Annotated in this window: 9 protein-coding genes; 8 read left to right on the forward strand and 1 reads right to left on the reverse strand. The window is 68.4% G+C overall.

What is annotated here, in order from left to right; translation table 11 throughout:
• The first annotated feature begins 97 nt into the window (after positions 1-97).
• A complete protein-coding gene (locus FIF60_RS20770) occupies positions 98-862 on the forward strand; it encodes a DUF1217 domain-containing protein (protein WP_144300203.1) in 765 nt (254 codons plus the stop codon).
• Between the two features lie 94 nt (positions 863-956).
• Here the strand turns inward: FIF60_RS20770 and FIF60_RS20775 are convergent, their stop codons facing one another.
• Positions 957-1,304 carry a hypothetical protein gene (locus FIF60_RS20775; RefSeq protein ID WP_144300204.1) on the reverse strand — a complete coding sequence of 116 codons (348 nt, stop codon included), beginning with the start codon at positions 1,302-1,304 and terminating at the stop codon, positions 957-959.
• 210 nt (positions 1,305-1,514) lie between these two features.
• Here FIF60_RS20775 and FIF60_RS20780 point away from each other — a divergent pair, with 210 nt between their 5' ends.
• The 7 genes from FIF60_RS20780 to FIF60_RS20810 all read left to right on the forward strand — a co-directional run.
• Positions 1,515-5,357, forward strand: a complete 3,843-nt coding sequence (locus FIF60_RS20780) for a tandem-95 repeat protein (RefSeq protein WP_144300205.1) — start codon at positions 1,515-1,517, stop codon at positions 5,355-5,357.
• A 119-nt stretch (positions 5,358-5,476) separates the two neighbouring features.
• Positions 5,477-7,066, forward strand: coding sequence for an ABC transporter substrate-binding protein (locus FIF60_RS20785; RefSeq protein ID WP_144300206.1), 1,590 nt, complete (start codon positions 5,477-5,479; stop codon positions 7,064-7,066).
• A 168-nt stretch (positions 7,067-7,234) separates the two neighbouring features.
• Complete coding sequence (locus tag FIF60_RS20790; RefSeq protein ID WP_144300207.1) at positions 7,235-8,212, forward strand: ABC transporter permease; 978 nt, start codon at positions 7,235-7,237, stop codon at positions 8,210-8,212.
• Positions 8,209-9,147 (forward strand): ABC transporter permease, encoded by a 939-nt coding sequence (locus FIF60_RS20795; protein WP_204251270.1) that lies wholly within the window; start codon positions 8,209-8,211, stop codon positions 9,145-9,147. Before FIF60_RS20790 ends, FIF60_RS20795 begins: the two co-directional genes overlap by 4 nt.
• A 3-nt stretch (positions 9,148-9,150) precedes the next feature.
• Positions 9,151-10,128 carry an ABC transporter ATP-binding protein gene (locus FIF60_RS20800; protein ID WP_144300208.1) on the forward strand — a complete coding sequence of 326 codons (978 nt, stop codon included), beginning with the start codon at positions 9,151-9,153 and terminating at the stop codon, positions 10,126-10,128.
• A complete protein-coding gene (locus FIF60_RS20805; RefSeq protein ID WP_144300209.1) occupies positions 10,128-11,192 on the forward strand; it encodes an ABC transporter ATP-binding protein in 1,065 nt (354 codons plus the stop codon). The genes FIF60_RS20800 and FIF60_RS20805 overlap by 1 nt, the downstream gene beginning before the upstream one ends.
• Positions 11,189-11,859 (forward strand): DJ-1/PfpI family protein (locus tag FIF60_RS20810; protein ID WP_144300210.1); only part of this gene is annotated, 671 nt, incomplete at its 3' end. The genes FIF60_RS20805 and FIF60_RS20810, both read left to right, overlap by 4 nt.

Below are 11,859 nucleotides of genomic sequence, written 5' to 3' on the forward strand. Positions count from 1 at the left end.
CAGGCGCGGCCCGCCGCTGCCGCGCCGGCCGCTGCGCCCCCTGCCGCGCCGGTGCGTGTCGCGCCCCGCGGCATCGCGGCGATGGCGTGAGGCGGGGATGCTGAACGGCGTCGGCGCGCCGGTCGCCTGGAGCATCCTCCAGAAGAAGGGGGAGACGCTGCAGGCCCGCTTCGAGGCGCAGAAGACGGTCACGCGCGACGTCGATCGGTTTCGCGAGCGCGCCGCGCAGATCGGCTCGATCGAGGAGCTGATGAAGGATCGCAAGACGCTGCAGTTCGTGCTCGAGGCGTATCAGCTCGAGGGTGAGATCGACAAGCGCGCGATCGTCAACAAGCTCCTGACGGACGACCCGGCGGACGTGCGGAGCTTTGCCAACCGGATGGTCGACCCGCGGTACCGCCAGATCAACCGCGACTTCGGCACGATCGAGGGCCCGCCGCTCGCCGATGCTGCGCTCGTCGAGAAGATCATCGACCAGGCGCTGACGAACCGCTTCGAGAAGGCACAGGGCGAGGCGAACCCCGGCGTGCGCGAGGCGATGTACTTCAAGCGCCTGATTGCGAACGTGACGGACGTGAACGGGCTGATGAGTGATCGCGTTCTGACGACCGTCGCGCGCGGCGCGCTCGGCCTGCCCGACAAGTTCGGCCTTCTCGAGTTCGAGCAGCAGAAGCGCATCCTCGAGAAGCGGATCGATTTCGAGCAGTTCAAGGACCCGAAGCAGGTCGACAAGTTCATCCAGAACTACTTGATCAAGACGCAGAACGAGCAGGCGCCGGCAGCCTCGAACCCGATGATGGCGCTGTTCGGCGGGGGCGGTGGCTCGGCCGGGCTCCTGTCGCTTATCGGCCGGCAGGTCTGAGAGGCCGGTCGCCTCCCGTTCTTACAGCGCGCCCTCGACGCACGGCCGGATAGTCTCGCGTGGTCGAGAAACGTCCTCGCCCGCCGCTCCGCCGTCAGGCGACGACTGCGAGCCCGTCCTCGTCCGTCCCGGCGGGAAGGTCGCGCGGTAGGGGCACGGGCCCCGAGCGCACGTTCAGCCCCGATTCGTAGGCCTTGAGCTGCCGCGGCGTCGGGATGCTGTGCGCTACCTCGCCGACCTCATCGAAGAACTCGACGACGACGAGGCCGAGGCGCAGGTCATACCGGAGCGCCGGGTTCACGATAGGGCTGGTCGGGTTTGCCTTTGGCTGCACGGCGGCGGGCGACGCCTCCGCCTGCGCGGGGCTCGCGGCATGCTGCGCCGTCTCCGCCATTCCCTTCTGGATGGGCGGAACCGCCTTGGCGGGGCCGATCGAATGCATGGTGGACCTCCACAGCAAAAGATACGCGTCGGCAACCACGAACACAATAAAAAAGACAAAGCGGCCTGTGTATATTAAGCATATGACATACCAATATATGTAACGAGGCGAATGAATACATGGGAATGCAGCGATCCGTTTACCTTTTTCAGGCAGGATTAACCAATCCATGGCTCTGCTTGCCACGTTCGTCGGGCAGGGAGCACGGCCATGGCCATTCTCGGTTTCAATCTCGCATTGACCTCGCGCGATCCGGGATGGGACCCGGGCGCGGCGGCGAGCCATGATCTCCTATGGCAGAACGCTGCCACCGGCTTCACCTACCGCGCGGCCGGCGGCGGGGCCACGCAGGACAGCCGCTCGGACGCCGATACCGCCACCGGCGGCAGCTTCAACGTGTTCGACAGCAGCGCCGGAAGCCTCGACATTACCGCGGTGCGATTCGCCTCCGGCAGCACGGTTTCCGGCAACACCGCCTCGGGCGGAAGCGCCGCCAGCCTCGACTGGGCCGAAGGCGGCAGCGCCGCGACGCTGACGCTCGACCGGTCCTGGAACACGATCAAGAACGCCGAGGTCTTCGCCTTCACCGGCGAGGCGCTGACGCTGGCGAACTGGGTCGACGTCTGGGTGCATCTCGACAATGATTTCGGCCAGGCGATCACGATCGACGGTGCCAAGCGCGGCGAGGTCAGGACAGGTGGCGGCGACGACACGGTCTGGATCGGCGTCGACAGCAACAGCACCGGCTGGACCAATCATTTCGAGGTCGACACCGGCGCGGGCGACGACACGATCACGGTCGCTGTCTCGACGCGTGACTACTCGATCAGCTCCTTCAAGACCGCCGCCTATGACGGGGGCTGGACGACGACCGACATCGACGCCGGTGCGGGCAACGACACCGTCACCGGCGGGGCGGGCGACGACACGATCCGGCTCGGCGAGGGCGACGACACCGCGCGCGGCGGCTTCGGCGATGACTGGATCGACGGCGGCCCCGGCTGGGACACGGCGATCTACGCCGATCTCTGGCTCAACTACGAGATCACCGAAACAGCGATCGGCTGGACGGTGCGCGACCTCCGGCCGGACCTCGCCGGCGATGAGGGGTTCGACACGCTGATCGGCATCGAGCGTCTGGTGTTCGCCGATCGCGTGATCGATCTCGTCGTCCCGAATGCAGCGCCAGTGGCGCTGGACGACACGATCGAGCTCGGCGCCGTCGGGTCCGAGGAGTTCTCCGTTCTGGAGAACGACCGCGATCCCGATGGCGACATGCTGACCGCCCAGGTCCTTGAGGGCCCGGCCTTCGGATCGCTGACCTTCTCGAAGGATGGCAGCTTCATCTACACCCCGGATGATGGCTTCCACGGCACCGACAGCTTCGTCTACCGCGCCACGGACGGCTCGGCCTGGAGCAACGCCGCTATCGTGACCATTACGGTGCCGAAGCAGAACGAGGTGCCGCTCGCCCTCGATGACGGCTACAGCATCGCCGAGAGCATGGTGCTCACCGTCTCGGCCCTCGACGGCCTTCTCGCCAACGACAGCGATGGCGACGGCGACGCGCTGGCGGCGCTGCTTGTCGCGGGGCCGAACAACGGCACGCTCTCGCTCGATGCCTCGGGCGGCTTCATCTACACGCCGAACGGGGGCTGGCACGGCACGGACAGCTTCACCTACCGGGCAAGCGACGGCGCGGCGAGCTCCGGCACCGCCACGGTGCGCATCGTCGTCACCCCGGTGAACGAGGCTCCCGTTGGCGTGGCCGACAGCTATGCCATCGTCGAGGACGGCAGCCTCACGGCGAGCGTTCTCGCCAACGACAGCGACGGGGACGGCGATACGCTGAGCGCGCGGCTTGTCAGCGGCCCGTCGAACGGCTCGCTCACCTTCAACGCCAACGGCACCTTCACCTACGTTCCAGATGGGAACTGGCATGGCAGCGACAGCTTCGTCTATGTCGCGCGCGACGGGCTTGCCGAGAGCGACCCGACGGTGGTGACCATCGCCATCGCGCCTGTGAACGATGCACCGAAGGCGGTCGGCGAATCCTACACGCTTGCCGAGGACGGCGTGCTGATCGTTCCCGCGTCGCAGGGCCTGCTCGGCAACGACAGCGACATCGACGGCGACGCGCTCTCCGCCGTGCTCGTCTCCGGCCCGCGCAACGGGACGCTGACGCTGAACCAGGATGGCAGCTTCACCTATATCCCGAACGCCGACTTCTTCGGCAATGACAGCTTCGTCTACGCCGCGAGCGACGGGTCGCTCACCGGCCAGGCGACGGTCAGCCTCCGCGTCAACGCGACCGATGACGGCGTGATCGCAAACGGCGAGACCTACGCCGCGGTGGAGAACCAGACCTTCAAGGCCTTCTCCAACCGAAGCCTTCTGCGCAACGACGTCGCGCCCGATGGCGGGATCTCGACCATCGCCGGAACGTTCCAGACCGAGCAGGGCGGCACGATCGAGGTAAAGGCCGATGGCACCTTCACCTACCGCCCTGGCGCCAACTTCTCCGGCACGGACCGCTACACCTACACCGTGCGCGACGCGGACGGCGACACGGGCACCGCGACCGCGATCTTCGAGGTCGAGGACCGGCCCGATCCGCCCTACAGCGTCAACCTCGACCAGGTCGCGCTCGGCGTCGGCGGCTACAGGATCGCCGGTGCGGTGGGCGATGCCGCCGGCACCTCGCTTGCCGGCGGGATGGACGTCAACGGCGACGGGATCGCCGACTTCGCCTACGGCTCGCCCTTCGCCGACCCGTTTGGACGAAGCAACGCGGGCGCGGTGGATGTCGTATTCGGCGGCGGGGCGGGCGGATTCCGTATCGCAGGGGCCGTCGCAGGCGACAATGCGGGCGAGGCCATCGCCTTCATTGCCGACATGAACGGCGACGGGCTCGCCGAGATCCTTGTCGGCGCGGAAGGGCACGATGCCGGAGGCTCGAGCGCAGGCGCGGCCTATGTCGTCTGGGGCCGGGCCGATGGCGCGACCGTCGATCTCGCCCAGGTGGCCCTCGGCAATGGCGGGTTCCGCATCACGGGTGCGGCCGCGGGCGATGGCGCAGGCCTCGCCGTCGCCTCGGCCGGTGACGTGAACGGCGACGGCATTGCCGACATCATCCTCGGCGCGCGGCTTGCCGACGGCAACGGCACGAGCTCGGGCAGCGCGTATGTCGTCTACGGCAAGGCCGACGGGGCGGAGGTGCGGCTCGCCACGCTCGGGGCGCAGGGCTTCGAGATCCGCGGCGCGGTTGCGAGCGACCAGGCTGGCGGTGCCGTCTCCGCCGCAGGCGACGTGAACGGCGACGGCTTGGCCGACATCCTCGTCGGCGTCCGGTTCGACGACACGGGCGGCACGAACAATGGCGCCGCCTATGTCGTGTATGGTGGGCAGTCGTCCGCTGTGGTCGAGCTCGGCGCGCTCGGCACGGGCGGCCTCCGCGTCATCGGCGAGGTGGCGAGCGACAATGCCGGCTGGGCCGTCTCCTCGCTCGGCGACCTGAACGGCGATGGGCTGGCGGACTTCCTCGTCGGCTCCCGAAACGCGGACCCGGCAGGCAGCAATTCCGGCGCGGCCTATGTCGTCTGGGGCAAGGCCGGTGCGGGCGACGTCCTCCTCGCCGACGTGGCGCAGGGTGTCGGCGGGTTCCGCATCGCCGGGCAGAAGGCGAGCGACTTCGCCGGCGGCGTCCTCTCCTTCGCCCCCGACATGAACGGCGACGGCCTTGCCGAGCTCCTGATCGGCGCGCTCGGCGACGATGATGGCGGCAGCGCGGCCGGCGCGGCCTATGTGGTGTTCGGCACCTCGGGCGCCGTCAACCTCTCGCTCGACCAGGCGGCCGCCGCGCTCGGCGGGCTGAAGCTGTTCGGTGAGGCGGCGGCCGATGCCGCGGGCACGGCGATCGCCTACGCCGGCGACCTGAACGGAGACGGGATCGGCGATCTCCTCGTCGGCGCGCCTGGTGTCGACCTCGCGACAGGCAACAGCGCAGGTGCGGTCTACGTCGTGTTCGGCCAGCAGGCCTGGGCAGCGTTCTGAACGGGGGGAAGGGGACGCCGGCTCGTCCCTCCCAGGGGGTGGGAGGGGCGAGCCTAGGCGCGCCCAGGTTGTATCGCTATAAGCGTGGCGGGACAGGCGACGTGTCGGGGGAGGTTTGCATGACCATCGCTGCTTCGCGCGGGATCCGCGCCACGCTTCTTGGAGCGACCGCGGCCCTCGCGCTCGCCGCCGGCGCGGGCGCGCAGACGCTTACGCTCGGCGTCGGCGCGCCGATCACCTCCATCGATCCGCACTACCACAACCTGTCGCCGAACAATGCGATGGCCGAGCACATCTTCGAGCGGCTCGTCGCGGTCGACGACAAGGCCCGGCAGATCCCGGGCCTCGCCGAGAGCTGGCGCGCGGTGGACGACACCACCTGGGAGTTCAAGCTCCGCCCCGGCGTCAAGTTCCACAACGGCAGCGACTTCACGGCAGAGGACGTCGCCTTCACCCTTACCCGGGCGCCGAACGTGCCGAACAGCCCCTCGGGCTTCGGCATCTACACCCGCGCGGTCGCCGAGGTGCAGGTGGTCGACCCGACCACCGTTCGCATCAAGACCCGCAGCGTCTACCCGCTGCTTCCGACCGACCTCGCGCAGGTTGCGGTGCTCGACCGCGAGACGCACCAGAATGCCGCGACCGAGGACTTCAACAGCGGCAAGGTGGCGTTCGGCACGGGGCCGTACCGGTTCGTGCGCTACGCGCCGGGCGACAGGGTGGAGCTCGAGAGGAACGACAATCACTGGGGCCCGCGCCAGCCCTGGGAACGGGTGAACTACCGAATGATCGTCAACGATGCCGCGCGCACCGCCGCGCTGCTCGCGGGCGACGTGGACTTCATCGACCAGGTGCCGACGACCGATGTCGCGCGGCTCCGCCGCGACCAGCGTGTGGCAATCAGCGAGATCGTCGGCCTGCGCATCATCTACCTGCACATGGACCGGTCCCGCACCGACGCCACGCCGTTCATCACCGGCCCGAACGGCGAGGCGCTGGCGAAGAACCCGCTCGAGGATGTGCGCGTACGCCGGGCTCTCTCTCTGGCGATCGACCGCAAGGCGATTGTCGAGCGCGTGATGGAGGGGGCGGCGATCCCCGCCGGCCAGTTCCTTCCGCCGGGAACCTACAGCCACGTTCCCGGGCTCGAGGCGCCCGGCTTCGACGCCGACAGCGCCAAGCGCCTGCTCGCGGAGGCGGGCTTCCCCAACGGGCTCCGCATCACCCTGCACGGCCCGTCCGACCGCTACGTGAATGACGGGCGGATCATCCAGGCCATCGGTCAGATGTGGACGCGGATCGGCATCCGCACGGCGGTGGAGCCGATGCCGTGGACGAACTTCATCGCCCGCGCCGGCCGGCAGGAATTCTCGGTGTTCCTCGTCGGCTGGGGCTCGACCACCGGCGAAGCGTCGAGCCCGCTGCGCAGCCTTGTTGCGACCTTCAGCCGCGAGAAGGGCTACGGGGCGTCGAACCGTGGCCGCTACTCGAACAAGGACCTCGATGCCCTGCTCGAGCGCGCGCTCGCCACCGTCGATGACGAGGCGCGGGAGAAGCTCCTGCAGGACGCCACCCGCCTCGCGATGGAGGATGTCGGCATCATCCCGCTGCACATCCAGAAGAATGTCTGGGCGACGCGCAGCGGCTTCGTGCACACCCCGCGCGTCGACGAATTGACGCGCGCGATGGACGTCGCGCCCGCGCGCTGAGGTCGGCGAGGGCACGGGCAGGGGTTTCTTGCCCGCTCCCGGCCGCTTGGGCATAGTCCGCCCCGAAAGCGGGGCCGCCGGGCACGCAAGCGGGCGCGGCGTGCGGCGCACGGTGTCCGACCCACGGCGGAACAGGCCGAAGGGTCCAACGGAGATGGCGCGGGATCGATGATCGTCTATCTGATCAGACGGCTGATGCAGAGCACGCTCGTCGTCCTTGCGATGACGGTGATCCTCTTCGTCGGCGTCTACGCGATCGGCGATCCGGTCGAGATCCTGATCAGTCCCGACGCCGACCAGATGGAACGCGAGCGCGCCATCGCCGCGCTCGGGCTCGACCGGCCTCTCTGGCTCCAGTACCTGACTTTTCTGCAGAACGCGCTGCGGGGCGATCTCGGCCGCAGCTTCGTGTTCAACGAGCCGGCGCTGACGCTGATCATGCAGAAGATGCCGGCGACGCTGGAGCTTGCCTTCGCAGCGACGTTCTTCGCGATCCTGATCGGCCTGCCGCTCGGCCTCTGGGCAGGGCTTCGGCCGGAGGCGAGGTCGAGCCGCGTGATCATGGCGACCTCGATCCTCGGTTTCTCTCTGCCGAGCTTCTGGGTCGGGCTGATGCTGATCATGGTGTTTGCCGTGCAGCTCGGCTGGCTTCCCTCCACGGGGCGCGGGCCGACGGCAGAGCTCTTCGGCGTGCAATGGTCGTTCCTGACGATCGACGGGCTCAGGCACCTCATCCTGCCCGCCATCAACCTCTCGCTCTTCAAGGTGTCGCTCGTCATCCGCCTCACCCGTGCGGGCGTGCGCGAGACGGTGCTGATGGACTACGTGAAGTTCGCGCGCGCCAAGGGCCTCTCGGAAAGCCGGGTGATCTTCGTGCATGTGCTGAAGAACATCATGATCCCGGTGATCACCGTCACCGCGCTCGAGTTCGGCTCGACCATCGCCTTCTCGGTCGTGACGGAAAGCATCTTCGCCTGGCCGGGCATGGGCAAGCTCATCATCGACAGCATCTACGTGCTCGACCGGCCGGTGATCGTCGCCTACCTCATGATCATCGTGCTGATGTTCATCATGCTGAACTTCACGGTCGACGTGCTCTACAGCGTGCTTGACCCGCGCGTCAGGCTGCAGGACCAGAAGGCATGAGCCCGCCCCCCGCGGAAGCCACGACAGTGGCCGCCCCGATCGCCGAGCCCGTACGCGCGGCGGAGGAAACGCCGTTCCGCCGCTTCGTCGCCGACTTCGCGGAGAGCAAGGTCGCGCTCGGTGCCTTCATCTGCTTCGTTCTGATCGCGCTTGCGGCGATCTTCGCGCCCTGGATCGCGCCGCAAAACCCCTACGATCTCGCGCAGCTCGACATCATGGATGGGCGGATGGAGCCCGGTACCGTCGGCGGCGCGGGCTTCACCTACATCCTCGGCACCGACGACCAGGGCCGCGACATGTTCAGCGGAATCCTCTACGGGCTCCGCATCAGTCTCATGGTCGGCGCCGGCTCGGCGTTCATCGCCTTCTGCTTCGGCACCGGGCTCGGCCTTCTCGCCGCCTATTTCGGCCGCCGCACCGACGCGGTGATCATGCGGCTGGTCGATCTCCAGCTCTCCTTCCCCTCCATCCTCGTCGCGCTGATGATCCTCGCCTTCCTCGGCAAGGGAATCCTCAACGTCGTCATCGCCATCGTGGTGGTGGAATGGGCCTACTACGCGCGCACCGTGCGCGGCACCGCGCTGGTGGAGCGGAGGCGGGAATACATCGAGGCGGCGGAATGCCTCGCGCTGTCGCACCAGCGCATCGTATTCCGCCACCTGCTGCCGAACTGCCTGCCGCCGCTCATCGTCGTCGGCACAATGCAGGTCGCGCGCGCCATCGCGCTCGAGGCGACGCTGTCCTTCCTCGGCCTCGGCGTTCCGGTGACGGAGCCGTCGCTCGGGCTGCTGATCGCCAATGGCTACGAGTACATGCTGTCGGGGCGCTACTGGATCAGCTTCTACCCCGGCATCGCGCTTCTCGTGACGATCGTCGTCATCAACCTCGTCGGCGACCAGCTGCGCGACGTCCTGAACCCGCGCCTGAGGAAGTAGCGCATGGCCCCGACGCTCGAGGTGCGTGGGCTGCGCACGCATTTCTTCACCAAGGCCGGCGTGCTGAAGGCGGTCGACGACGTGTCCTTCTCCATCGAGAAGGGCAAGGTGCTCGGCCTCGTCGGCGAGAGCGGATCGGGCAAGTCCGTCACCGGCTTCTCCGTCCTTGGCCTCGTCGACCCGCCAGGCCGCGTCGTGGATGGAGAGATCATCTTCCAGGGTCGCAACCTCACCGGGCTGTCGGAGGAGGAGTGGCGGAAGATTCGCGGCCGCGACATCGCTATGGTCTTCCAGGACCCGATGATGACGCTCAATCCGGTCCTGCGGATCGACACGCAGATGATCGAGACCGTCCTCGCCCACGAGAAGGTCAGCGAGCAGGCCGCGCGGGCACGGGCGCGCGAGGCGCTGACCCAGGTCGGCATCCCGAGCCCCGATGAGCGGCTGAAGGCCTATCCGCACCAGTTCTCGGGGGGCATGCGCCAGCGCGTGGCGATCGCCATCGCGCTTCTGCACCGCCCCGCACTCATCATCGCTGACGAGCCGACCACCGCGCTCGACGTGACGATCCAGGGCCAGATCCTCTACGAGGTGCAGAAGCTCTGCCGTGACACGGGCACGAGCCTGATCTGGATCACGCACGACCTCTCCGTCGTCGCCGGCCTCGCCGACGAGATCTGCGTCATGTATGCCGGCCGGATCGTCGAGCGGGGACCGGTCGATGCCGTGCTCGACGAGCCGCTGCATCCCTACACGCGCGGGCTGATCGGCTCGGTGCCGAGCCGGAACGTGCGCGGCCACAAGCTGATGCAGATCCCCGGCATGACGCCCTCGCTTCTCAACCTGCCGCCTGGCTGCGCGTTCCGCACGCGCTGCCCGCGCGCGGACGATGACTGCCTCGTCGAGCCTGCCATCACCGAGCCGAAGCCCGGCCGCGAGGTGCGCTGCTACCATCCGCATCTGCTCGATACGGTCGCGTGATGGCCGACACGCAAGGTATTCGCCAGCAGGCCTCCGTCGCCGCGCTCGCCGACGCGGCGGACGGCTCGCGCACGCCGATGATCAGGCTGCGCGGCATCAGCAAGCAGTTCCGCAAGACGCTCGACTTCGCCGGCCGGCTCGCGCAGCGCCTCGGCGCGAACGTGCGCGACGAGATCGTGCACGCGGTCGACAATGTCGATCTCGACGTGTTCCAGGGCGAAGTCGTCGGCCTCGTCGGCGAGAGCGGGTGTGGCAAGTCAACGCTGGGCCGGATGGTCGCCGGCATCATGCCGCCCTCGTCGGGCACGATCGAGTGGAAGGGGCGCAACATCGCCACCCTGCCTGCGGCGGAGGCGAAGGCCGCCAAGCTCGCCGTGCAGATGATCTTCCAGGACCCGTATGCGAGCCTCAACCCGCGAATGCGGGTGAAGGACATCATTGGCGAGGCGCCGGTGGTGCACGGGATGGTGCCGTCCGCGAAGCTCGACACCTACCTCGATGCGCAGATGCGCCGCGCGGGTCTCGACCCCGCCTTCAAGCGCCGCTACCCGCACCAGTTCTCGGGCGGCCAGCGCCAGCGCATCGGCATCGCCCGGGCGCTCGCGGTGCAGCCCGAGTTCATCGTTTGCGACGAGGCCGTCGCCGCGCTCGACGTGTCGATCCAGGCGCAGATCCTCAACCTGTTCATGGATCTCCGCAGCGAGCTCAACCTCACCTATCTCTTCATCAGCCACGATCTCGGCGTGGTCGAACATCTCTCCGACCGTGTGGTGATCATGTATCTCGGCCGCGTGGTTGAGGCCGCGCCGGCCGAGGATGTGTTCGCAAGCGCCAACCACCCCTACACCCAGGCGCTGCTCTCCGAGGTGCCGCGCATCAGCGGCCGCAAGCGTGCGTTCTCGGGCGTGAAGGGGGAAATTCCCTCGCCGCTCAACCCGCCGCCCGGCTGCCATTTCCACCCGCGCTGCCCGCACGCGATGCCCATCTGCCGCGAGGTCGCCCCTGCGCTGAAGGAGATCGCGCCGGGTCGGATCAGCGCCTGCCACCTGAACGACCAGGCATGAGTGACACCGCTCCCTTCCGCGTCGGGATGCTGCTCTTTCCCGACATCACCCAGCTCGATCTCACCGGCCCCTACGAGGTGTTGACCAAGCTGCCGCGCGCCGAGGTGCGGCTCGTGTGGAAGACACTCGAGCCCGTGCGCGCAGGCGGCGGGATGCGGATCGTCCCCGATACGACCTTCGCCGACTGCCCGCAGCTCGACCTGATCTGCGTGCCCGGCGGGGCCGGGATGAACCCGCTGCTGGCCGACGTCGATACGCTCGACTTCATCCGCCGCCAGGCTGCCGGTGCGCGGTTCGTCACCTCCGTCTGCACCGGCGCGCTCGTGCTCGGCGCGGCGGGGCTTCTGCGCGGCAGGCGGGCGACGACGCACTGGATGAGCCACGCCATGCTCGCCCGCTTCGGAGCCATCCCGGTTGAGGAACGGGTGGTGGTGGACGGCAACATCGTCACCGGCGGCGGCGTCACCGCGGGCATCGATTTCGGCCTTCGCATCGCCGCTCTGGTGGCGGGGGAGGAGGCGGCGAAGGCGATCCAGCTCGGCCTCGAGTACGATCCCGCTCCGCCCTTCGCCTCAGGCCATCCGCGCTCGGCCGAGGCGGCGCTCGTCGCGCGCGCCCGGGCGGCCGCGGCGTCGCGGCAGGCGGAACGCGAGGCGGCCGTGGAGGC

Origin of the sequence: Elioraea rosea, from assembly GCF_007644105.1 — a bacterium.
GTDB lineage: Bacteria > Pseudomonadota > Alphaproteobacteria > Acetobacterales > Acetobacteraceae > Elioraea_A > Elioraea_A rosea.

What these genes read in the sequence shown, in the direction of transcription:
- FIF60_RS20770 (WP_144300203.1), top strand. Translation starts at nt 98, where the DNA reads ATGCTGAACGGCGTCGGCGCGCCGGTCGCCTGGAGCATCCTCCAGAAG.
- FIF60_RS20775 (WP_144300204.1), bottom strand. Translation starts at nt 1,304, where the DNA reads ATGCATTCGATCGGCCCCGCCAAGGCGGTTCCGCCCATCCAGAAGGGA.
- FIF60_RS20780 (WP_144300205.1), top strand. Translation starts at nt 1,515, where the DNA reads ATGGCCATTCTCGGTTTCAATCTCGCATTGACCTCGCGCGATCCGGGA.
- FIF60_RS20785 (WP_144300206.1), top strand. Translation starts at nt 5,477, where the DNA reads ATGACCATCGCTGCTTCGCGCGGGATCCGCGCCACGCTTCTTGGAGCG.
- FIF60_RS20790 (WP_144300207.1), top strand. Translation starts at nt 7,235, where the DNA reads ATGATCGTCTATCTGATCAGACGGCTGATGCAGAGCACGCTCGTCGTC.
- FIF60_RS20795 (WP_204251270.1), top strand. Translation starts at nt 8,209, where the DNA reads ATGAGCCCGCCCCCCGCGGAAGCCACGACAGTGGCCGCCCCGATCGCC.
- FIF60_RS20800 (WP_144300208.1), top strand. Translation starts at nt 9,151, where the DNA reads ATGGCCCCGACGCTCGAGGTGCGTGGGCTGCGCACGCATTTCTTCACC.
- FIF60_RS20805 (WP_144300209.1), top strand. Translation starts at nt 10,128, where the DNA reads ATGGCCGACACGCAAGGTATTCGCCAGCAGGCCTCCGTCGCCGCGCTC.